The sequence below is a fragment of the Streptomyces sp. NPDC046870 genome (assembly GCF_040704595.1).
Taxonomy (GTDB): domain Bacteria; phylum Actinomycetota; class Actinomycetes; order Streptomycetales; family Streptomycetaceae; genus Streptomyces; species Streptomyces argyrophylli.
In genome coordinates, this window is record NZ_JBEYXM010000046.1 from 1 (window position 1) to 21,764 (window position 21,764).

Consider the following 21,764-nt stretch of genomic DNA (forward strand, 5'->3'; position numbering starts at 1 on the left):
GGGGGCCCCACAAGCCGGCGGGCCCGGGGGGCGGCGTCCCCGCTGCCCCCCGCCCCCCGGCGCCGCGGGCGCACCCGGTCAGTGACCGAAGTCGAACCAGTTGACGTTCACGAAGTCGGCCGGCTGGCCGCTGGTGAAGGTGAGGTAGACGTCGTGCGTGCCGGTCACCGCGCCGATGTTGGCCGGGACCGTCCGCCAGGACTGCCAGCCGCCCGTGTCACCCACGGCGAAACTGCCGACGGGCGCGTTGCCGCGGCTGTCCAGGCGCACCTCGACCAGGCCGCTGACCCCGCCGGCCGCACCGCTCGCGACCCGGGCGTAGAACTGCCGGGCGGCCGTGGAACCGAAGTTCACGCCCTTGTACAGCGCCCAGTCGCCGTTCGCGAGGCTCCCGATGTCCTGGCCGCCGCCGGTGTCCGTGGTGGTCTCCGTGACGACGCCGGACTGACTGTCGAAGGACTCGGCCTGGACGGGGCTGTAGGCGTCCCGGTTGCCGGTCGGCGGGGGAGTGGTGCCGCCGCTCGAGGACCGCAGGACCTGTACGTAGTCGACGACCATCGGGTGGCCCGGCTCGGTGCCGCTGTCCGGGCCGCCGCCGAACGCGGCCGGGAAGCCGCCGCCCATCGCGACGTTGAGGATGAGGAAGTAGCCGTGGTTCGTGGCGTTCGCCCACGTCGTCGCGTCGACCTGGTTCGCCCGCACCGTGTGGAAGTTGACGCCGTCGAGGTAGAAGCGGATCTCCTCGGGGCTGGTCGAGCGGTCCCACTCCATCGCGTAGGTGTGGAAGCCGGCCTGACAGGTGGTGCCGGTGCAGGAGGTGGAGTTGCCGATGCCGGAGGTCTCGTTGCACGGGCCGCCCGGGTTCGTGCCGCAGTGCATCGTGGCCCAGTCGGTGTTCAGGCCCTGGACGTTCTCCATGATGTCCAGCTCGCCGATGCCGGGCCAGTTCCAGTAGTTGCCGCGGAACGGGGCGCCGAGCATCCAGAACGCCGGCCAGTAGCCCTTCGCGGCGGCGCCGGTGACGTTCGGCATCTGGATGCGCGCCTGGACGCGCAGCGTGCCGCCGGCCGGGGGCTGGAAGTCGCTGCGGGTGGTCTCGATCCGGCCGGAGGTCCAGTTGCCGGAGGCGTCACGACGCGGGGTGATGAGCAGGTTGCCGTTCCCGTCGAGCGCGACGTTGCCGGTGCTCGACGTCATCGTCTCGACCTCGCCGGTGCCCCAGTTGGCGGCCCCGCCGGGGTAGGACGTTCCGGTGTCGTACTGCCAGTCGGCCGTGTTGACGCCCGAGCCGGCCGCGCCGTTGAAGTCGTCCACGAAGACCTGGGTCCAGCCCGAGGGCGGGGTGGGCGCGGACGCGTCGGCGGGTGCGGTGGCGGCCGTGGCGAGGGCCGCGGCCAGGCCGAGCGTGGCGACGGCGGCGGTGAACGCGCGCCGCAGCGGGCGGGGTCTGGGGATGCCGGAGGATGCGCTCATGGGGAGCCTCTCGGTACGGGTGTGTGCGGGGGTTTCGTGAGAGCGCTCTCAAGGAGACTTCCCTGCGCTGCTTGAGAGCGCTCTCACGGTGCCGCCAATGTGCTCCCCGCCCCGAGGGCCGTCAAGAGTTGAAGCAAAGAAAGTCCTTGCCGCGTACGGCAGTTCACGGGGTGAAGCCGCCCGTACCGGCGCAGACCCCGCCGCCCGCCGGTCGGCCCGGAACAGCGGGTCCCCCTCCCGGGCGGGCGCACGCGAGGCCCACCAGACAGCCGGGCGCGGCCGCACCTCCGCGTACCGCGCGGTGCTCCCGTGCGGTCCTCGGCCGTCCACGCGCGGCGTCGCCCGGACCGGACCGCGGTCCACCGGCGGTCCCGCGCCAGGAGTACGGCCGCGGTCTCGTCCGGCCAGGGATCCGGCAGCCCGGCGGCCGTTCGCCGGGGCCGGCTCGCGGGTGGCCGCCGGCCGCCCGGGGTGTCGTACCGCTGCCTGCCGCCGACCACGATCCCTCGTGCCGGTAGCACCGGACCCCGGCCGGCGCCCCACCCCCCGGCCCCGCCGGCACTCCCCGAAACGGTGGCCGCCCCGCGGTTCGCCGACGGGGCGCTCGGCCGGGAGGGCATCGGAGCGGGCGGGACCGCCCGCGGCCCGCGTACCGCGCCTGTCGCCGCCGGCAGCACCCGGCGCGTGGCTCGCCTCGTCCCCGTCCTGGACGCCGACCTCGGTCACCGAGGTCCCTCGCCGGCGGACGGGGTTCCCGGGCGGTCGCCGTGGTGGACGTCGCACTGCCCGCGCACGTCGGCTCAACCCACCGTCGCCCGCGGACTGGTCCGGCGCTGCGCCGAGGTCCACCCGGCCTGGCGTCCCTCACACGACAACGGAGGGCCGCTCCGCCGAGCGGCCCTCCGTGTCGGCTCACCGGCGCGTCAGCCGGTGAAGCCGGCCGTGATCGAGGTGAACTGCCAGTTGTTCTGGCTGATCCCCGAGCAGTTCTCGGCCACACCGCCGCCCGGGCAGGGCCGGTCGCGGTTGACCGACCAGAAGGCCAGCCGCGCGATGTGGTGGGAGTTCGCCCAGTCCCGGATCTGCGTCCAGATCGCCGTGGTCGTCGTCTCCTGCTGGTCGGACAGGCCGTTCATGCCGGAGATGCCGATGTGCGCGTAGGCGGTGGCGTCGTCCCAGCCGAAGGTGGACTTCAGCTTGTTCTTCAGCCCCTCCGCCGCGTTCACCGTGTTGCCGTACATGTCCGAGCCGCCGCCGAAGTCGAACGGCATGATGGTGAACACGTCGATGTTCGCGCCCAGTGCCTGCGCCTGCTCGATGAGCCGGTTGCCGTAGTACGTCGGCCCGGTGGTGGACGTGCCGAACGTGACGATGGTCTTCAGGCCGGGGTTGTTGGCCTTGACCGTCTTCAGCGCGGTGAGGATCTTCGCCTGGACGGCCTCGTTCTCGAACTCGTCGGTGTTCTCGATGTCGAAGTCGATGGCCTTCAGGCCGTAGGCGTCGACCACCTTCTGGATCGCTCCGGCGAGTGCGCTCGCGGAGGAGCAGTTGGCGCCCAGCTTGCTGCCCGACCAGCCGCCGAACGACGGCACGATGTCGCCGCCGGCCGACCGGATCTGGTTGATCGCCGACTGGTCCACGCCGCCGGTCAGCGCCCGGCTGCCGTCCCAGGCCGGGGTGCAGCCGCCCGAGTCCAGCACGAACGCCATCGTGAACCACTTGGCGCCGGTCGCGTTCATCACCGTGGTCGGATTCGGCGGATCGCCCCAGCCCTCGTACAGGTACGGCGCCGCCTGCTTGAAGCCGGTGCCGCCGCCGGTGCCCGCGTCGGTCGTCACGGTGACGGAGTTGGAGGCCGGCGAGGTGTTCCCGGCCGCGTCCCGCGCCTTCACGGTGAAGGTGTAGCTCGTGCTCGGCGACAGCCCGCTGACCGTGGCCGACGTCCCGGAGACGCTCAGGAGCTGGTTGGCCCCGCTGTAGATGTCGTACGCCGTCACGCCCGTGTTGTCCGTGGCCGCGTTCCACTTCAGCGACACGCTGGACGACGTCTTGCCGGTGGAGGTGAGCCCGCTGGGCGCGGTCGGCGCCTGCGTGTCCCCGCCGCCCCCGCCGCCCGGGCCGTCCAGGCTGACGTCGTCGGCGTAGTAGGTGCCCTGGCCGTACCAGCCGTGCACATAGATGGTGGCGCTGGTCTGCGAGGCGCCGGTGGTGAAGGAGACGCTGAGCTGGCTGTACGCCGACGGGGACGACGTCCAGGTGGAGGCACCGCCGTTGACGCCCAGGTACACGTAACTGCCGCGCACCCAGCCGCTGAGGCTGTACGTGGTGTTCGGCTGCACGGCGACCGTCTGGCTGCACTGCGCGTTGTCGCTGGACGTCACCGCGCCCTGGAGCGCCTTGGTGCCGCCGTGCACGGGGGAGGAGACGACCGAACCGAGGTTGCCGGTGCAGGACCACGGGGAGAGGCCGCCGGACTCGAAGCCGGGGTTGGTGAGGATGTTGGCCGCCTGGGCGGTGCCGGGGAGGGCGATGGCCCCGCCGACCGCCAGGGCGGCGGTGCCGAGCAGGGCGAGAAGCCGGCGTCTGGGACGCCCGAGTGTGTCGCGCACGCGATCTCCCTGTCAGGGGTGGGGTGTTCGGGAGTGCAGGGGAGTGCGGAAGCGTTGCGTCAACGAATTTGGTATGGACCAATCGCCCTGTCAAGGAGAAGAGCGGAATTGGTCCATACCGGTGGGCGTGCGGGCGTGCCTCAGAGAGGGAGCACCTCGCCCGCCGAGGCGGCCCGCACGGGCGCCGGCACCGCGGGCAGCAGGACCTCGGAATCCACCCGCTGCCGCGGCAGGGTCGCGGGCGCCAGCGGACGCGGCCCCGACACCACCGTGTAGTCCTGCCCCAGGAACGGCGGCTCGATCACCCCCGGGTCCTCGCCCAGCGCCACCTGTACAGCGGCCCACGGTGCGTTCACCCCGCAGAGCGACAGCTGGTGCAGGCCCCCGGCCGGCCTGGTGTTGACGTCCAGGAGCACCGGCCGGTCGCCGAGCATCCGGAACTGGATGTTGGACAGGTGGTGCAGTCCGAAGCCCTCCGCGATCAGCCGGGCCGGGGCCAGCCACCGCTCGTCCAGGGTGAAGCCCCGGCGACGGCCGTTCTTGGTGCGGCCCACCGCGAGCCGGACCCGGTTGTCCGGCCCGGTCAGGCAGTCGACCGACACCTCGGGCTGCTCCAGGCGCGGCATCACCAGCCAGTCCACCGGCTCCTCGGCCCGCCGCAGCGCCTCCACGACCAGGTCCAGCTGGACGTACGGGCCCGGGAAGCCGGTCAGGTGCGCGAGCGAGAAGGGAGCCCGGGTGATCATCCGGAAGCCGACCCCGCCCGCGCCGGCGGCCGGCTTGAAGCACGGCCGGTGCCCGGCGGCCTCCAACTCCTCGACCGCGGCCAGGAGTTCGTCCGCCGTGCGGACCCGGTGCCACGGCGGCACCGGGACACCCACCGAGCGGACCGCCTCGTACGCGACCGCCTTGTCCTCGAACACGGCGACCGCCTCGGGCGTCGGCGCCAGCAGCGCCGTGCCGGCCGCCGCGAACTCGGCCCGGTGCGCCACGATCGCGGCCTGGTGCAGCCGGGGCACGAACACGTCGATGCCGCGCCGGGCGCACTGGTCGAGGGCGTACTCGACGTAGGCCGCCGGCGACAGGCCCTCCGGCTCCAGCTCGGCGGTGTCCGCGGCGGCCAGCACGGGGGAGTCCGGGTCGCCGTGCGTGGCGTGGATCTCCACCGCGCGGTCGCTGGGATTTCTCCGCAGCTGATCCATGAAGAACACGTTCTCCGCGTACGTGCGGTTGAGCCAGACGCGTACGCGAGAGAGCATGCAGGCCGCCTTTCGGGTGTGCGGGCAGGGCGGAGCGGCCCGTGCCCGGGCAGGAGGGAGGAAGGGTCACCAAACGGCCCCGGTGAAAGGGGGGTTGAGGGCGCTGGTGTCGGGGCGATCATACGGCTTTCCAAGGGTCTCTCGTGCAACGCGGGTGTTACGGATTCGCGGCCCGTCCGGTCACGGATCCACGGGCCTCCCGGTCACTGATCCACGGGCCGTCCGGCCGCGGACGCGCGCGAGGCGGACCGGGTCCGGATCGCGACACGCGGCGGGGGGAACCTCTTGTCCGGTGCCCGGGGCATGTGTTCTCGTTGTGCCATCGGATCATCGGAAGGGGTGTGCGGGGTGGAGTCGACGGCCGGGGCCGGACAGCTGCTGGCCATCAGCGACCTCCACATCGGTTATCCGGACAACCGCGCCCTGATCGACGGCATGCGCCCCGGGAGCGACGACGACTGGCTGATCGTGGCCGGTGACGTCGCGGAGACGGTCGCCGACATCCGCTGGGCCCTCGGCACGCTCGCGAGCCGCTTCAGCAAGGTGCTGTGGGCACCCGGCAACCACGAGCTGTGGACGCACCCGAGCGACCCGGTCACGCTGCGTGGCGTCGCCCGCTACGAGCACCTGGTCGAGGTGTGCCGCGAGCTGGGCGTCGTCACCCCCGAGGACCCCTACCCCGTGTGGCGCGGCGCGGGCGGCCCGGTCGCCGTGGCCCCGCTCTTCCTGCTCTACGACTACTCGTACCTGCCGGCCGGCTCCACCACCAAGGCGGAGGGCCTGGCCTACGCGGAGAGCACGGGCATCGTCTGCAACGACGAGTTCCTGCTGCACCCCGACCCCTACCCGACCCGTGAGGCCTGGTGCCGGGCCCGGGTCGCCGAGACCGAGCGCAGGCTGGCCGAGCTGCCCGAGGATCTGCCGACCGTGCTGGCCGGGCACTGGCCGCTGGACCGGCACCCCACCGAGGTCCTGTGGCACCCCGAGTTCGCCATGTGGTGCGGCACCACGCTGACCGCCGACTGGCACCGCCGGTTCCGGGTCGCCACCATGGTCTACGGCCATCTGCACATCCCCCGCACCACCTGGCACGACGGAGTCCGCTTCATGGAGGTCTCCGTGGGATACCCCCGCGAGTGGCGCAAGCGTCCGGATCCGCCGGGAAGGCTGCGCCGCGTCCTGCCGATGGAGGTCGAAGCAGGTGATCGAGGAGCTGCTCCCGGAGTCGGTCGTGGCCGTGGAGGCGCGCGCTGACGACCCGCTGTGGGACTCCCCGCTGCACCCGGCGGAGGAGGCGCTCGTCGCGCGCGCGGTGGCCAAGCGGCGCCGTGAGTTCGCGGCCGTCCGGGGCTGTGCCCGGCGCGCCATGGAGAAGCTCGGCGTGCCGCCGCAGCCCGTGCTCACCGGCGAGCGGGGCGCTCCGCACTGGCCGGACGGGCTGCTCGGCAGCATGACCCACTGCGACGGCTACTGCGCCGCCGCGCTGGTCCGCGCCACCGACCTCGTCTCCCTGGGGATCGACGCCGAACCGCACGGCCCGCTGCCGGAAGGAGTGGGCCCCTCCGTCTTCCTGCCCGCCGAGGCCGACCGGCTCGGCCGGCTGGCCGCGCGGTGGCCCGCCGTGCACTGGGACCGGCTGCTGTTCAGCGCCAAGGAATCCGTGTACAAGGCGTGGTTCCCGCTCACCCGCCAGTGGCTGGACTTCTCCGAGGCCGACATCACCGTACGGCCGGACGCCGAGGGTGGAGCCTCCGGCGCCCTGCACGCCGAGCTCCTCGTGCCCGGCCCGCTGGTCGGCGGCACCCGGCTCCAGACGTTCGAGGGCCGGTGGGCCGTGCGGCACGGCGTCGTGGCCACCTCGGTGGTCATACCCCACCCCGCCCCGCACCCCTGACGGCGGTCCCCCCGCGTCCCCACCGCCACCGCCTGCCCGTCGTCCGGGTGACGGCGGCGGCACCGGGCCGGCACGGCGCTCAGTCGGGCCGGCACCAGTCGCGCAGGAGCCGGAAGAACTCCGCCTCGTTGCCCGCGAGCCCCGCCCGGACCAGAGCCTGTTCCGCCTCCGCGAGCACGACGGGCGGGACGACGGCGGGCCGGTCCTCGCCCGGCGGTCCGTCGAAGGCGGCGCGCACCGTGTGCAGCAGACGCAGGTAGGCCTGTACGGCGGTGCGCTCGCGGTCGGTCAGTACGGCGGTGGGCATCGGTCGGCTCTCCCCGAGTAGGCGTCACGGTCACGCGCCCTGCGGCGCCGTGCACCGCGTCGTACGGCGCACACTCCCAGCTTGCCGCCCACCACTGACAACGCCGCCCGGCCCCGCGCCGGTTAGCCCGCTTAGCCGAGGCGGAACCGCCCCGATCACCCCGCACCACATGCCGCCCGACCAGGCGAAACGTTTCTCAACTTCCGTGCCCCGTACCCGGCTCCGCCGCGGCGGGACACCGGCCCCTCCGTGCGCGGCGTCGAGCGCGCCCCGGCGGCACAGGGCCGCCCGGCCGGCGTGCCCGGTCCAGTTCAGCCCTGCGGGCCCGGGTACCCCAGCGACGCCTCGATGCGGCCGGCCACGCCGTCCCGCTGCACCGGCCCGCGCAACGCCGAACCCGCCAGCCATGTGCGGCACTTGCTGGCCAGGAGCAGCCCGAACGTCTCGGCGTCCCGCTCCTCGGCGACGTCGAAGCGGCTGCGGGCCGCGACGCGTTGCACCGCCGCCTGGAGCGCCTCCTGGTCGGTGTGGTCGCTCAGCAGCCGGGTGGCGGCGCCGACGCCGTCCATGTGGAGCCCGCAGTGGTCGGCCTGCATGTGCCACAGCTCGTGGCCCAGGATCACCAACTGGTGGTCGGGGGCGGTGCGTTCCTCCACCACGACGACGTCCCGGTCGGTCAGGTCCAGCCACAGTCCGCTGGCCGTGCCGGGCGGGAAGGCGGCCGTGCGGAAGTGCACCGGACGCCCGCGCCGGCGGCCCATCGCCTGGCACAGCGCGCGGTACAGCTCGTCCGGAGGCGCGGGCACGGGCAGCGTGAGCCCGCCCACCAGTTCGTTGCACAGCCGGCGCATGTCCCTGCCGATGCCCACAGTTCTCCCCCGGCTCACGACTCGGGCCGCTTGACGCTCTCCAGGAGCATGTCGAGCCACTCGGCGACCTTGTCCCGGTGCTGGTCGGTGGGCAACTGCGCGGCGCGCCAGGCGATTCCGCGCACGCCGTGGTCCTGCAGCAGCCGCTCCAGCGGGTCCTCCGGGTCCTCGGCGGCGGCCCGCTCCCGGTCCGCGAGCTTCTGCAGCAGCTCCTGCTCCGTGCGCTGCAGCGCGCCCGCCAGCGCCTCGGGGTCCTCCGCGGTGAGGAAGCCCGCGTGCACCCGGAAGAAGCGCTGGAGGGCGTCGCAGTGCTCCATGGTGGGCCGCCGGTCGCCGTTGATGAGGGCGCCGGCCTGCTGCCGGGACATGCCCGCGCCGTCGGCGATCTCCTGCTGGGTGTACCGGCGTCCGCCCGGCTTCAGCCGGGTGCGGCGCAGCAGGTCCAGGCGTTGCAGGAAGCGGGCCTGGACGTCCGGCTCGCCCGCGGGCCGACCGCTGAGCAGGGCCTTGACCACCGGCTCCGGCACCCCGCAGGCGATCGAGAGCCGGCTCACGTCGAAGACCTCGGCGTGCGGGACGCCGAGGCGGTCGGCGAGCGCGGTGACGCGGGCGACGACGGCCGGCAGCTGGGCGGTCGCCGAGGCGTCCGGATCCTCGTAGCCATCCGTCACCGACAGAACTCCTACGTCTCTAGAGGGCTTCAGATGCGTCCGTGCTTCTCACGAGCGATCGCCGTGAACTTCCCGGAGAGTAGCCGGTGTCTCGAACTCACATCCAGGTGTCGCCACAACTGTGGCGAATTTCAGCCGTCGACCGGCACGAAATGCCACGATAGTTGACATGGCTCTTGCCTGGGCAGCAGGATCGCATCGCCGCGAGAAAGGCCGCAGAGGCAAGAGGGGTGACCTCCCGATGGCACATCAGGCAGGAGGGCAGCGGCCGGCACCGCGGCCCGTCCCCGACACCTGCGAGATCCAGGCGTACCTCCAGGACTACGGAGCGCTGCTGGAGTCACAGTCCTGCCCGTCCCTGGTCGTCGACCACCACTGGAACGTGGTCATGGCCAACAGCGCGTTCGAGACACTTTTCCAGGGCGTGCGCCCCCACCCCACGGCCATGCCGGGGGAGAACTTCCTCCGGTTCGTGCTCTTCCACCCCGACGCCGGCGAGGTCCTCGGCGAACACGAACCCGGCTGGTGCCTGCCGATGCTGGCCCAGCTCCGCACCGCCCTGGAGACCCACGGGCACGACCACGAACTCCAGTCCGTGCGCCGGGAGATCGCCCAGGACCCGATCATGGAGGCCGCCTACCGGCAGGGCCTGCCGCACTGGATACGGGCCGTCGGCGAGACCGCGACCCGCCTCGACGGCGCCGTACGCCTCCTGCACCACCCGGACCCGCGGCGCGGACGCACCGAGTGCCGCATCGTCGAGGAGATCCCGCAGCCGCTGCGGGAGCTGGGCTACCGGCGGCTGACGATGGTCCTGCGCGATCCCCGCCGGCCGGCCGTGCCGGTGCGCCGTCCGCGCCGCCCGCGGGACGCCGCCTCGCACCTGACGGTCGTGCCGACGGAGGACTGACCCGGCACCGCCGGCGTTCAGGTCGCCGACGGCGCCGGGCCGGCACAGCGGTTCACCGAGCGGTGTCTTCCCCGGGCGCACCACCGAGCCCGTGCGGACACCCGATTCCTCCGGCGCGTCAACGACTGCCCGCGCACGTCGCCGACTCCTCCGGCGCCCGGCTCCTCGCGTACGCCCCCGACTCGTCCGGTTCCCCGCGACTCCTCGACTTCTTCGGCACCACCGGCTCCCGCGCCCGCCGCCTCCTCGCTCACGGCCGCCTCCGTCGGCACGAGCGACCGCTGCGGCGACGCCTCCTCTGCTCCAGCGGCTCAGGAGCCCCGCCGACTCCTCCGGGACCGCAACGCAAGCCGCTTGCGTGATTTGCGCTACGCTTGCGTCCATGACGCGACGACTTGCGGAAGTGGCGAAGAAGGTCGGGGTCAGCGAGGCCACGGTCAGCCGGGTCCTCAACGGCAAGCCCGGAGTCTCCGAGGCCACCCGGCAGGCGGTGCTGACCGCTCTCGACGTCCTCGGTTACGAGCGCCCGACCCAGCTGCGCGGTGAGCGCGCCCGGCTCGTCGGTCTCGTGCTGCCCGAGTTGCAGAACCCCATCTTCCCGGCGTTCGCCGAGGTCATCGGCGGCGCACTGGCCCAGCTGGGGCTGACCCCGGTGCTGTGCACCCAGACCAAGGGCGGGGTGTCGGAGGCGGACTACGTCGAGCTGCTGCTCCAGCAGCAGGTCTCCGGCGTCGTCTTCGCCGGCGGCCTGTACGCCCAGGCCGACGCGCCGCACGACCACTACCGGCTGCTCGCCGAGCGCAACATCCCGGTCGTGCTGGTCAACGCGGCCATCGAACATCTCGGCTTCCCGGGCGTGTCCTGCGACGACGCCGTGGCCGTCGAGCAGGCCTGGCGGCACCTGGCCTCCCTCGGCCACGAGCGCATCGGGCTGGTGCTCGGCCCCGGCGACCACGTGCCGTCGGCGCGCAAGCTGGCGGCCGCCCGGGCGATCGCCGGCGATCTGCCGGACGAGTTCGTCGCGCGGGCCATCTTCTCCCTCGAGGGAGGGCACGCCGCCGCCGCACGCCTGATCGACCGGGGCGTCACCGGCATCATCTGCGCCTCCGACCCGCTGGCGCTCGGTGCCGTCCGGGCGGCGCGCCGCAAGGGCCACGACGTCCCGGGCCGGATCTCGGTCGTCGGCTACGACGACTCGGCGTTCATGAACTGCACCGAGCCCCCGCTGACCACCGTCCGCCAGCCCATCGAGGCGATGGGGCGCGCGGCCGTGGAGTTGCTGAACGCGCGGATCGGGGGCACCGCCGTACCCGCCGAGGAGCTGCTGTTCGAGCCGGAACTGGTGGTGCGCGGCTCCACCGCGCAAGCTCCGCGCGACTGAACTCCGGAAGATCCACCCGACTGTCGAACAATTGCAGATTCCGCGCGACATCTTGCGCGCCGATGTCGACGGTGCTTGAGTGTGCGACGCCCACCGCTCCTGCCATGAGTGCCATGAGGGGTCCACCGATGAGACACACCGGGTTCCGCCGTGCCGTCCTCGCGATCGGCGTCTGTTCCTCCCTCGCCCTCGCCGCCACCGCCTGCGGGTCCGGTGACGACGATTCGGCGAGCGGCAAGACCCGCATCACCGTCAACTGCGAACCGCCGAGGAGCGCCAAGCTCGACCGCTCCTTCTTCGAGGCGGACACCGCGGCCTTCGAGGAGGCCAACCCGGACATCGACGTCGTCGCGCACGACGCCTTCCCCTGCCAGGACCCCAAGACCTTCGACGCCAAGCTCGCCGGCGGCCAGATGGAGGACGTGTTCTACACGTACTTCACGGACGCGCGGCACGTCGTCGACGTCCGCCAGGCCGCCGACCTCACCCCGTACCTGAAGGAACTCAAGAGCTACGACAGCATCCAGAAGCAGCTGCGGGACATCTACACCGTCGACGGAAAGGTCTACGGCATCCCGCGCACCGGATACTCCATGGGGCTGATCTACAACCGCGCGCTCTTCCGGAAGGCCGGCCTGGATCCCGACAAGCCCCCGGCGACCTGGGACGAGGTCCGCGCCGCCGCCAAGAGGATCGCCGCCCTCGGCGACGGCACCGTCGGCTACGCCGACTACAGCGCGCAGAACCAGGGCGGCTGGCACTTCACCGCCGAGCTGTACTCGCAGGGCGGCGACGTCGTCAGCGCGGACGGCAAGAAGGCCACCGTCGACACCCCCGAGGGCCGTGCCGTCCTGGAGAACCTGCACGACATGCGGTGGAACGACGACTCGATGGGCAGCAAGCAGCTCCTCGTCATCAACGACGTGCAGCAGATGATGGGTTCGGGCAAGCTCGGCATGTACCTCGCGGCCCCCGACAACATCCCGATCCTCGTCAAGGAGAAGGGCGGCAACTACAAGGACCTCGCCCTCGCTCCCATGCCGGGCGGCAAGGGCACCCTCATCGGCGGCGACGGCTACATGTTCAACAAGAAGGCCACCCCCGCCCAGATCCGGGCCGGCCTGAAGTGGCTCGACCACATGTTCCTCACCCCCGGCAAGGGCTTCCTCGGCGACTACGCGCGCGCCAAGAAGCACGACGCACCCGTCGGGCTGCCCGAGCCGCGCCTGTTCACCGGTGCCGCCGACGCCACCGACCAGCGGGTGAAGAAGGCCAACGCCAACGTCCCGGTGGAGAACTACCAGGCGTTCCTCGACGGCAACCACCAGCTCCAGCTGAAGATCGAGCCGCCGCACGCCCAGCAGATCTACTCCGTCCTCGACGGCACCGTCTCCGCCGTCCTGACCAAGAAGGACGCCGACATCGACCAGCTCCTCAAGGAGGCGTCCGGCAAGATCGACAGCATTCTGGCCCGGAGCTGACCGCCATGACGAAGACGGCCGAGCGACGGCCGGCGACGCACGCCGCCGTCCCCCCGGTCCCGGCGCCGCCCCCGGCAGGGGACCGGAGGCGGCGCCGCCTGGCCGACCAGGTCCGCGCCTACGGCTTCCTCCTCGGCGGCCTGCTCTGCTTCGCCCTGTTCTCCTGGTACCCGGCGATCCGCGCGGTCGTCATCGCCTTCCAGAAGTACACCCCGGGCTCCGCGCCCGAGTGGGTCGGCACCGCCAACTTCACCCGGGTCCTGCACGACCCCGAGTTCACGGCCGCCTGGCGCAACACCCTCACGTTCACCCTGCTGGCCCTCCTGATCGGCTTCGCGATCCCCTTCGTGCTGGCCCTCGTGCTCAACGAACTGCGGCACGCCAAGGCCTTCTTCCGGGTCGTGGTCTACCTGCCGGTGATGATCCCGCCGGTGGTCAGCGCCCTGCTGTGGAAGTGGTTCTACGACCCCGGGGCCGGCCTCGCCAACGAGACGCTGCGCCTGCTGCACCTGCCCACCTCGAACTGGTCCAACGGCACCGACACCGCCCTGATCTCCCTGGTCATCGTCGCCACGTGGGCCAACATGGGCGGCACCGTCCTCATCTACCTGGCGGCCCTGCAGTCCATCCCCGGCGAGCTGTACGAGGCGGCTGAACTGGACGGCGCGAACCTCCTCCAGCGCGTCCGGCACGTCACGGTCCCGCAGACCCGGTTCGTGATCCTGATGCTGATGCTGCTCCAGATCATCGCCACCATGCAGGTCTTCACGGAACCGTTCGTCATCACCGGCGGCGGCCCCGAGAACGCCACCGTCACCGTCCTCTACCTCATCTACAAGTACGCCTTCCTCTACAACGACTTCGGCGGCGCCTGCGCCCTCAGCGTGATGCTCCTGCTGCTGCTCGGCGCCTTCTCCGCGGTCTACCTGCGGCTCACCCGCTCCGAGGGGGACGCATGACCACCGGCACCCGCACCCTGATCTCCCCGGCCACCCTCGCCCGCCCCCGCGGCAAGGCCCTGTACTGGACGGTGTTCACGGCCGTCGTCGTCCTCTTCACCCTCGCCTTCCTCTTCCCGGTGTACTGGATGGCGACCGGCGCCCTGAAGTCCCCGGACGAGGTGGCCCGCACCCCGCCGACGCTCCTCCCCGAGCACTGGCACCTCAGCGGCTACACCGACGCCTGGGACCTCATGGAGCTGCCCCGGCACCTGGGGAACACGCTCGTCCAGGCGGCCGGCGCCTGGGCCTTCCAGCTGGTGTTCTGCACGGCCGCCGCCTACTCCCTGTCCAAGCTGAAGCCCGCCTTCGGCAACGTGGTCCTCGGCGGCATCCTCGCCACCCTCATGGTCCCGGCGCAGGCGCTGGTCGTCCCGAAGTACCTGACCGTCGCCGACCTGCCGCTGATCCACACCAGCCTGCTCAACGACCCCCTCGCCATCTGGCTGCCGGCCGTCGCCAACGCCTTCAACCTCTACCTGCTCAAACGCTTCTTCGATCAGCTGCCGCGCGATGTCCTGGAGGCCGCCGAGATCGACGGCGCCGGCAAGCTCCGCATCCTGTGGTCCGTCGTCCTGCCCATGTCCCGGCCGGTGCTCGGCGTGGTGTCGATCTTCGCGCTGGTCGCCGTGTGGCAGGACTTCCTGTGGCCGCTGATGGTCTTCTCCGACACCGGCAAGCAGCCGATCAGCGTCGCCCTGGTCCAGCTGTCGCAGAACATCCAGCTCACCGTGCTCATCGCCGCGATGGTGATCGCCAGCATCCCGATGGTGGCGCTGTTCCTCGTCTTCCAGCGGCACATCATCGCGGGGATCAGCGCGGGCAGCACCAAGGGCTGACGCCGCCGACCCGTCTACAGAAAGGCAAGCCCAGTGGGACAGCCCAGCCATGCCCGGAAGGACCCTGACTGGTGGCGCTCGGCCGTCATCTACCAGGTGTACGTCCGCAGCTTCGCGGACGGCGACGGCGACGGCACCGGCGACCTCGCGGGCGTCCGCGCCCGGCTGCCGTACCTCGCCGGACTCGGCGTGGACGCCCTGTGGTTCACGCCGTGGTACGTGTCCCCGCTGAAGGACGGCGGCTACGACGTCGCCGACTACCGGGCCATCGACCCCGCCTTCGGCACCCTCGCCGAGGCCGAGAAGCTGATCGCCGAGGCCCGTGAGCTGGGCATCCGGACCATCGTCGACATCGTGCCCAACCACGTCTCCGACCAGCACCCCTGGTTCCGGGCCGCGGTCGCCGCAGGGCCGGGCAGCCCCGAGCGCGAGCTGTTCCACTTCCGGCCCGGCCGCGGTGCGCACGGCGAACTCCCGCCGAACGACTGGCCGTCCCAGTTCGTCGGCTCCACCGACCCGGTGTGGACCCGGCTGCCCGACGGCGACTGGTACCTGCACCTGTTCACCCCCGAACAGCCCGACCTGAACTGGGCCCACCCGGCGGTCCGCCAGGAGCACGAGGACATCCTGCGCTTCTGGTTCGAGCGGGGCGTCGCCGGCGTCCGCATCGACTCCGCCGCCCTCCTCGCCAAGGACCCGGACCTCCCCGACCTCGCCGCGCACCCGCGGCCGCACCCGTTCGTCGACCGCGACGAGCTCCACGACATCTACCGCTCCTGGCGCCGGGTCGCCGACGAGTACGGCGGTGTGTTCGTCGGCGAGGTCTGGCTGCCCGACCCCGAACGCTTCGCCCGCTACCTGCGCCCCGACGAACTCCACACCGCCTTCAACTTCTCCTTCCTGTCCTGCCCCTGGGACGCCGCCCGGCTGCGCGCCTCCATCGACACCACCCTCGCCGAGCACGCCCCCGTCGGCGCCCCGGCCACCTGGGTGCTGTGCAACCACGACGTCACCCGCACGGTCACCCGGTACGGCCGCGAGGACACCGCCTTCGACTTCGCCACCAAGGCCTTCGGCACCCCCACGAACCTGGCTCTCGGCACCCGGCGGGCGCGGGCCGCCGCCCTGCTGTCCCTGGCGCTGCCCGGGTCGGTGTACCTCTACCAGGGCGAGGAGCTGGGCCTGCCGGAGGCCGACATCCCGGCCGACCGCGTCCAGGACCCGATGTACTTCCGCTCGCGGGGCGCCGACCCCGGCCGTGACGGCTGCCGGGTGCCGCTGCCGTGGGCCGCCGGTTCGCCGTACGCCGGATTCGGCTCCCGCGAGGAGCCCTGGCTGCCGCAGCCGGCCGGCTGGCCCTCGTACGCGGTCGACCGGCAGCAGCGCGACCCCCACTCCATGCTCGCCCTCTACCGCGAGGCCATCGCGCTGCGCCCGGAGTTCGGCGACGGCCCCCTGACCTGGCTGTCCGCCCCCGACGGCGTGCTGGCCTTCTCCCGCGCGGACGCGCTGTGCGTGGTCAATCTCGCGGCCACGCCCGCCGGCCTGCCCGCGCACTCGCAGCTCCTGCTCAGCAGCGGCCCGCTGGACGACGCGGGACGGCTGCCGCGGGACACGGCGGCCTGGCTGCGCGCCTGAGCCTGGCCCGTACGCACCTTGCTATCCCACGCACCCCCACCACGAAGGGATCAGCACATGCACAGCAGCACCGCCGGACACCTCCGGCGCATGCCGGCCATCGGGGCGGTCGTCGCCCTCGCCGCCGGCATGCTCGTCAGCATCGCCCCGGCCGCCCACGCGGCCGCGGGCGCCACCCTCCCCTTCACCTCCGTGGAGGCCGAGTCGGCGGCCGGCAACGGCACGAAGATCGGCCCGGACTACACGCAGGGCAGCCTCGCCTCGGAGGCCTCCGGCCGGCAGGCCGTCCGGCTGTCCCCCGGGCAGCGGGTGGAGTTCACCGTGCCGCGGGCCGCCAACGCGGTGAACGTCGCCTACAGCGTGCCGGACGGCCAGTCCGGTGCCCTGAACGTGTACGTCAACGGCACCAGGCTCGCCAAGACCCTGCCTGTGACGTCCAAGTACTCGTACATCGACACCGGCTGGATCCCCGGCGCGAAGACGCACCACTTCTTCGACAACACCCGGATGCTGCTCGGGCAGAACGTGCAGGCCGGCGACAAGGTCGCCGTGGAGGCGGCCGGCGTCCAGGTCACCGTCGACGTCGCCGACTTCGAACAGGTCGCCCCGGCCGCGGGCCAGCCCGCCGGTTCGGTGTCCGTCGTCTCCAAGGGCGCCGACCCCAGCGGCAACGGCGACTCCACCCAGGCCTTCCGGGACGCCATCGCCGCCGCCCAGGGCGGCACCGTGTGGATACCGCCGGGCGACTACCGCCTCACCTCCTCGCTCAGCGGCGTGCAGAACGTGACCCTGCAGGGCGCGGGCGGCTGGTACTCGGTCGTGCACACCTCCCGCTTCATCGACCAGTCCGGCTCGGCGGGCAACGTCCGCATCAAGGACTTCGCGGTCATCGGCGAGGTGACCGAACGGGTCGACTCCAGCCCGGACAACTTCGTCAACGGCTCGCTGGGGCCGAACAGCTCGGTCTCCGGCATGTGGATCCAGCACCTGAAGGTCGGCCTGTGGCTCACGGGCAACAACGACAACCTGGTGGTGGAGAACAACCGCATCCTCGACACCACCGCCGACGGACTCAACCTCAACGGCACGGCGAAGGGCGTCCGCGTCCGCAACAACTTCCTGCGCAACCAGGGCGACGACTCCCTCGCCATGTGGTCGCTGTACTCCCCGGACACCGACTCCAGCTTCGACAACAACACGATCTCGCAGCCCAACCTCGCCAACGGCATCGCCATCTACGGCGGCACCGACATCGCCGTACGCAACAACCTGGTCTCCGACACCAACGCCCTCGGCAGCGGCATCGCCATCTCCAACCAGAAGTTCCTCGACCCGTTCCACCCCCTCGCCGGCACCATCACGGTCGACGGCAACACCCTGGTGCGCACCGGCGCGATGAACCCCAACTGGAACCACCCCATGGGCGCGTTGCGCGTCGACTCCTACGACAGCGCGATCAACGCGACCGTCAACATCACCAACACGACGATCACCGACAGCCCCTACAGCGCCTTCGAGTTCGTCTCCGGCGGCGGGCAGGGCTACCCGGTGCGCAACGTCAACGTCACCGGCGCGACGGTGCGGAACACCGGCACGGTCGTGGTCCAGGCCGAGGCGCAGGGCGCGGCGACCTTCAAGAACGTCACCGCGACCCAGGTCGGCGCGGCCGGCGTCTACAACTGCCCCTACCCGGCGAACTCCGGCTCCTTCGCCCTCACCGACGGCGGCGGCAACTCCGGCTGGTCGAGCACCTGGTCGGACTGCTCCACCTGGCCGCAGCCCGGCCAGGGCAATCCGGAACCCGACCCGAACCGCAACCTCGCCAAGGGCCGCCCGGCCACCGCGACCGGCTCCCAGGACGTCTACACCCCGGGCAAGGCGGTCGACGGCGACGCGAACTCGTACTGGGAGTCCACCAACAACGCCTTCCCGCAGTCCCTCACCGTCGACCTCGGCTCCTCCTACGCCGTGCGCCGCCTGGTGCTGAAGCTGCCGCCGTCCTCGGCCTGGGGCGCCCGCACCCAGACCGTCACGGTGCTCGGCAGCACCGACGGCTCCGGCTACTCGACCGTCCTGGGAGCACAGGGCTACCGCTTCGACCCGGCCACCGGCAACACCGCGACCGTGACCCTGCCGAGCGGCACGAACCTGCGCTACCTGCGCCTGACCGTCACCGCCAACACGGGCTGGCCGGCCGGCCAGTTCAGCGAGGTGGAGGCGTACCAGACGTCCTGACCGACCCGTCCCGCACCGCCCGGACCGGGCGCCCCGGCACCACGACGGGCCGGGGCGCCCGCGTACCGCCACGGGGCTGGTGAGACTCCGGTCGGCACCCGGTCTCCTCCCGTACCCACGACTTCATGTGCGCGCCACCGCACCCTTCCCTGACGTTCGCTGCTCTTGGAACACTCGCTCCGCGCGCATTCCGTCATCTCGCGGGTATCGCGTACGTCAGGACGAGAGGACCCTCACCCATGCCCGAAGTCAACCGGCGGCGCTTCTTCCAGATCGCGGGCGCCACCACGGCGTTCACGGCGCTGTCCAGCAGCATCCAGCGCGCGGCCGCCCTGCCCGCCCACCACCGCACCGGCTCGGTGGAGGACGTCGAGCACATCGTCGTCCTCATGCAGGAGAACCGTTCTTTCGACCACTACTTCGGTTCGCTCCGAGGAGTCCGCGGCTTCGGCGACCCCCGTTCGGTCACCCAGAACGGCAGGTCCGTCTGGAAGCAGTCCGACGGCACGAAGGACGTCCTGCCCTTCCACCCGGACGCCGACGACCTGGGCCTTGCCTTCATCCAGGACCTCCCGCACGGCTGGAACGACGGACACACCGCCTTCAACGGCGGGAAGTACGACAAGTGGGTGCCCGCCAAGTCCGCCACGACGATGGCGTACCTCACCCGCGACGACATCCCCTTCCACTACGCGCTCGCCGACTCCTTCACCATCTGCGACGCCTACCACTGCTCGTTCATCGGCTCCACGGACCCGAACCGCTACTACATGTGGACCGGGTACACCGGCAACGACGGCAAGGGCGGCGGCCCGGTCCTCGGCAACGACGAGGCGGGCTACGGCTGGACCACGTACCCCGAGCGCCTGGAGCGGGCCGGGGTCTCCTGGAAGATCTACCAGGACGTCGGCGACGGCCTCGACGCGAACGGCGGCTGGGGCTGGATCGACGACGCCTACCGCGGCAACTACGGCGACAACTCGCTGCTGTACTTCAACCAGTACCGCGACGCCAAGCCCGGCGACCCGCTGTACGACAAGGCCCGCACCGGCACCGACGCCCGCAAGGGCGAGGGCTTCTTCGACCAGCTGAAGGCGGACGTCCGGGCGGGCAAGCTGCCCCAGGTCTCCTGGATCGTCGCCCCCGAGGCCTTCACCGAGCACCCGAACTGGCCCGCCAACTACGGCGCCTGGTACGTCTCCCAGGTCCTGGACGCGCTCACCTCCGACCCCGACGTGTGGGGGAAGACCGCGCTGTTCATCACCTACGACGAGAACGACGGCTTCTTCGACCACGTCATCCCGCCCTACCCGCCGGCCTCGGCCGCCCAGGGCAGGTCGACGGTCTACCCCGCGCCGGACCTGTTCAAGGGCGACGCCGGCCACCCCGCCGGCCCCTACGGGCTCGGCCAGCGGGTGCCGATGCTGGTGGTCTCCCCCTGGAGCAAGGGCGGGTACGTCTGCTCGGAGACCCTCGACCACACCTCGATCATCCGGTTCATCGAGCGACGTTTCGGTGTCCAGGAGCCGAACATCTCGCCCTGGCGGCGGGCCGTGTGCGGCGACCTGACGAGTGCCTTCGACTTCTCCCGCAAGGACACCGGGCGGGTCGTGCTGCCTTCCACGGCCGGCTACCTGCCCAAGGACCACGACCGCCACCCCGACTACGTGCCCACGCCTCCCGCCAACGGCACCCTGCCCCGGCAGGAGCGGGGCAGCCGGCCCACCCGCCCCCTGAAGTACGCCCCGGTGGTCGACGGTTCGGCGGACACCGCGGCCGGCAGGTTCACGCTCACGTTCGCCTCGGGGGCGCATGCGGGCGCGGTCTTCCTCGTCACGTCCAACAGCCGTACCGACGGCCCCTGGACGTACACCACGGAGGCCGGCAAGACGCTCTCGGACACCTGGAACTCGGCGTACTCCGGCGGCGACTACGACCTCTCCGTGCACGGCCCCAACGGCTTCCTGCGCGTCTTCAAGGGCCGCAACAAGGTCGCCGGCCCCGAGGTCACCGCGCGGCACGAGGGCGACGACGTCGAGCTCACCTTCACCAACCAGGGCTCCGGTACGGCGAAGCTGAAGCTGGTCAACGGCTACGGCGGCAAGCCGGTGACAGTGTCGGTCCGGCCCGGGGCGACCGTGCGTCACACCGTGGCGCTCGCGGCCAGCAAGCGCTGGTACGACCTGACCGTGACCTCCGAGGCCGACCCGGCCTTCGTGCGCGTCTTCACCGGGCACGTGGAGAACGGGCGGCCCGGCGTCAGCGACCCGGCGATCGTCACGGGGTGAACGGGCGATGAGCACCGCTCCGTGCGGACTGGTCAGGTACCGGTCACATCAGGGTAGTGTGCCCCGGTGACCACGCAATCGAACACTCCTGCTGGCTGGTACCCGGATCCGCACGGAGCGGCGCAGACGCTCCGCTACTGGGACGGCACGCAGTGGACCGAGCACACCAACCCGGCCCAGCAGCAGGCCGGGCAGGTTCCGCCGCAGCCGGCGGCCTTCCCGCAGCAGCAGGCCGGTGACGCCAGGGTGCAGCGCCAGGTGCAGCAGCAGGCCGGCGTCGCCGGCGGCGGGCCCGGTGGCGGGACCCTCTTCACCGAACCCGTCCTGGTCGTGAACCAGAAGGCCAAGCTGATCGAGCTGACCAACGAGTACAAGGTCATGGATCAGAACGGCCGGGAGATCGGCTCGGTCACCCAGGTCGGTCAGGGCGTACTGCGCAAGATCCTGCGCTTCGTCTCCAGCCTGGACCAGTTCCTCACCCACAAGCTGGAGATCCGCGACGCCCACGGCCGGCCGCAGCTGCTGCTGACCCGGCCCGCGAAGATCTTCAAGTCGCGGGTGATCGTGACCCGCCCGGACGGCTCGCCGGTCGGTGAGATCGTCCAGAAGAACATGATCGGGAAGATCAACTTCGCGATGACGGCGAACGGCCAGCAGGTCGGCGCCATCAAGGCGGAGAACTGGCGGGCCTGGAACTTCGCGATCGTCGACCACGCCGACAACGAGGTCGCCCGGATCACCAAGACCTGGGAGGGTCTCGCCAAGACGCTGTTCACCACGGCGGACAACTACGTCCTCCAGGTCCACTACCAGCTGCCCGAACCGCTGCTGAGCCTCGTGGTGGCCACGGCGCTGACGGTGGACACCGCGCTCAAGCAGGACGCGCGCGGCTGGGGCTGACCGGCGCGCCCG

The 21,764-nt window shown here is 71.8% G+C and carries 17 protein-coding genes; 11 read left to right on the forward strand and 6 right to left on the reverse strand.

Going from position 1 to position 21,764, the window contains the following annotated elements; all coding sequences use genetic code 11:
• Positions 1-78 precede the first annotated feature (78 nt).
• The 3 genes from AB0946_RS40840 to AB0946_RS40850 form a co-directional block, all read right to left on the reverse strand.
• Positions 79-1,473 (reverse strand): glycoside hydrolase family 16 protein, encoded by a 1,395-nt coding sequence (locus AB0946_RS40840; RefSeq protein ID WP_366765805.1) that lies wholly within the window; start codon positions 1,471-1,473, stop codon positions 79-81.
• A 923-nt stretch (positions 1,474-2,396) separates the two neighbouring features.
• A complete protein-coding gene (locus AB0946_RS40845; RefSeq protein ID WP_366765806.1) occupies positions 2,397-4,082 on the reverse strand; it encodes a carbohydrate binding domain-containing protein in 1,686 nt (561 codons plus the stop codon).
• 140 nt (positions 4,083-4,222) lie between these two features.
• On the reverse strand, positions 4,223-5,341 hold the full coding sequence (locus tag AB0946_RS40850) for an ATP-grasp domain-containing protein (RefSeq protein ID WP_366765807.1): 1,119 nt from the start codon (positions 5,339-5,341) through the stop codon (positions 4,223-4,225).
• A 348-nt stretch (positions 5,342-5,689) separates the two neighbouring features.
• Here AB0946_RS40850 and AB0946_RS40855 point away from each other — a divergent pair, with 348 nt between their 5' ends.
• Together AB0946_RS40855 and AB0946_RS40860 are read left to right on the forward strand one after the other, a co-directional pair.
• Positions 5,690-6,595, forward strand: a complete 906-nt coding sequence (locus AB0946_RS40855; protein WP_366765808.1) for a metallophosphoesterase — start codon at positions 5,690-5,692, stop codon at positions 6,593-6,595.
• Complete coding sequence (locus tag AB0946_RS40860; RefSeq protein ID WP_366765809.1) at positions 6,543-7,235, forward strand: 4'-phosphopantetheinyl transferase superfamily protein; 693 nt, start codon at positions 6,543-6,545, stop codon at positions 7,233-7,235. The genes AB0946_RS40855 and AB0946_RS40860 overlap by 53 nt, the downstream gene beginning before the upstream one ends.
• Before the next feature lie 79 nt (positions 7,236-7,314).
• Here the strand turns inward: AB0946_RS40860 and AB0946_RS40865 are convergent, their stop codons facing one another.
• The 3 genes from AB0946_RS40865 to AB0946_RS40875 all read right to left on the reverse strand — a co-directional run bounded on the left by AB0946_RS40865 (position 7,315) and on the right by AB0946_RS40875 (position 9,082).
• Positions 7,315-7,542, reverse strand: coding sequence for a hypothetical protein (locus AB0946_RS40865; RefSeq protein ID WP_366765810.1), 228 nt, complete (start codon positions 7,540-7,542; stop codon positions 7,315-7,317).
• A 311-nt stretch (positions 7,543-7,853) separates the two neighbouring features.
• Positions 7,854-8,411 (reverse strand): toxin-antitoxin system, toxin component, encoded by a 558-nt coding sequence (locus AB0946_RS40870; protein WP_366765811.1) that lies wholly within the window; start codon positions 8,409-8,411, stop codon positions 7,854-7,856.
• A 14-nt stretch (positions 8,412-8,425) separates the two neighbouring features.
• On the reverse strand, positions 8,426-9,082 hold the full coding sequence (locus AB0946_RS40875) for a helix-turn-helix transcriptional regulator (protein WP_366765812.1): 657 nt from the start codon (positions 9,080-9,082) through the stop codon (positions 8,426-8,428).
• A gap of 241 nt (positions 9,083-9,323) precedes the next feature.
• Between AB0946_RS40875 and AB0946_RS40880 the strand changes: the two genes are divergently transcribed.
• From AB0946_RS40880 to AB0946_RS40920, 9 genes are all read left to right on the forward strand, one after another.
• Positions 9,324-9,992, forward strand: coding sequence for a hypothetical protein (locus AB0946_RS40880; RefSeq protein WP_366765813.1), 669 nt, complete (start codon positions 9,324-9,326; stop codon positions 9,990-9,992).
• A 382-nt stretch (positions 9,993-10,374) separates the two neighbouring features.
• Positions 10,375-11,373: a LacI family DNA-binding transcriptional regulator gene (locus tag AB0946_RS40885; protein WP_366765814.1), complete on the forward strand. Its 999-nt coding sequence runs from the start codon at positions 10,375-10,377 to the stop codon at positions 11,371-11,373.
• 128 nt (positions 11,374-11,501) lie between these two features.
• Positions 11,502-12,854: an extracellular solute-binding protein gene (locus AB0946_RS40890; protein ID WP_366765815.1), complete on the forward strand. Its 1,353-nt coding sequence runs from the start codon at positions 11,502-11,504 to the stop codon at positions 12,852-12,854.
• Between the two features lie 5 nt (positions 12,855-12,859).
• The gene (locus AB0946_RS40895; protein ID WP_366765816.1) at positions 12,860-13,813 is read left to right on the forward strand and encodes a sugar ABC transporter permease; all 954 of its coding nucleotides are present in this window, start codon (positions 12,860-12,862) and stop codon (positions 13,811-13,813) included.
• A complete protein-coding gene (locus AB0946_RS40900; RefSeq protein ID WP_366765817.1) occupies positions 13,810-14,691 on the forward strand; it encodes a carbohydrate ABC transporter permease in 882 nt (293 codons plus the stop codon). Before AB0946_RS40895 ends, AB0946_RS40900 begins: the two co-directional genes overlap by 4 nt.
• Positions 14,692-14,724: 33 nt before the next feature.
• Positions 14,725-16,329 carry a glycoside hydrolase family 13 protein gene (locus tag AB0946_RS40905; protein ID WP_366765818.1) on the forward strand — a complete coding sequence of 535 codons (1,605 nt, stop codon included), beginning with the start codon at positions 14,725-14,727 and terminating at the stop codon, positions 16,327-16,329.
• Positions 16,330-16,386: 57 nt separating this feature from the next.
• The gene (locus AB0946_RS40910; RefSeq protein WP_366765819.1) at positions 16,387-18,564 is read left to right on the forward strand and encodes a discoidin domain-containing protein; all 2,178 of its coding nucleotides are present in this window, start codon (positions 16,387-16,389) and stop codon (positions 18,562-18,564) included.
• A 239-nt stretch (positions 18,565-18,803) separates the two neighbouring features.
• Positions 18,804-20,852, forward strand: coding sequence for a phosphocholine-specific phospholipase C (locus tag AB0946_RS40915; RefSeq protein ID WP_366765820.1), 2,049 nt, complete (start codon positions 18,804-18,806; stop codon positions 20,850-20,852).
• A gap of 66 nt (positions 20,853-20,918) precedes the next feature.
• Positions 20,919-21,752 carry a phospholipid scramblase-related protein gene (locus AB0946_RS40920; RefSeq protein WP_366765821.1) on the forward strand — a complete coding sequence of 278 codons (834 nt, stop codon included), beginning with the start codon at positions 20,919-20,921 and terminating at the stop codon, positions 21,750-21,752.
• Positions 21,753-21,764: the final 12 nt, after the last annotated feature.

What these genes read in the sequence shown, in the direction of transcription:
- AB0946_RS40840 (WP_366765805.1), bottom strand. Translation starts at nt 1,473, where the DNA reads ATGAGCGCATCCTCCGGCATCCCCAGACCCCGCCCGCTGCGGCGCGCG.
- AB0946_RS40850 (WP_366765807.1), bottom strand. Translation starts at nt 5,341, where the DNA reads ATGCTCTCTCGCGTACGCGTCTGGCTCAACCGCACGTACGCGGAGAAC.
- AB0946_RS40865 (WP_366765810.1), bottom strand. Translation starts at nt 7,542, where the DNA reads ATGCCCACCGCCGTACTGACCGACCGCGAGCGCACCGCCGTACAGGCC.
- AB0946_RS40880 (WP_366765813.1), top strand. Translation starts at nt 9,324, where the DNA reads ATGGCACATCAGGCAGGAGGGCAGCGGCCGGCACCGCGGCCCGTCCCC.
- AB0946_RS40885 (WP_366765814.1), top strand. Translation starts at nt 10,375, where the DNA reads ATGACGCGACGACTTGCGGAAGTGGCGAAGAAGGTCGGGGTCAGCGAG.
- AB0946_RS40890 (WP_366765815.1), top strand. Translation starts at nt 11,502, where the DNA reads ATGAGACACACCGGGTTCCGCCGTGCCGTCCTCGCGATCGGCGTCTGT.
- AB0946_RS40895 (WP_366765816.1), top strand. Translation starts at nt 12,860, where the DNA reads ATGACGAAGACGGCCGAGCGACGGCCGGCGACGCACGCCGCCGTCCCC.
- AB0946_RS40900 (WP_366765817.1), top strand. Translation starts at nt 13,810, where the DNA reads ATGACCACCGGCACCCGCACCCTGATCTCCCCGGCCACCCTCGCCCGC.
- AB0946_RS40910 (WP_366765819.1), top strand. Translation starts at nt 16,387, where the DNA reads ATGCACAGCAGCACCGCCGGACACCTCCGGCGCATGCCGGCCATCGGG.
- AB0946_RS40915 (WP_366765820.1), top strand. Translation starts at nt 18,804, where the DNA reads ATGCCCGAAGTCAACCGGCGGCGCTTCTTCCAGATCGCGGGCGCCACC.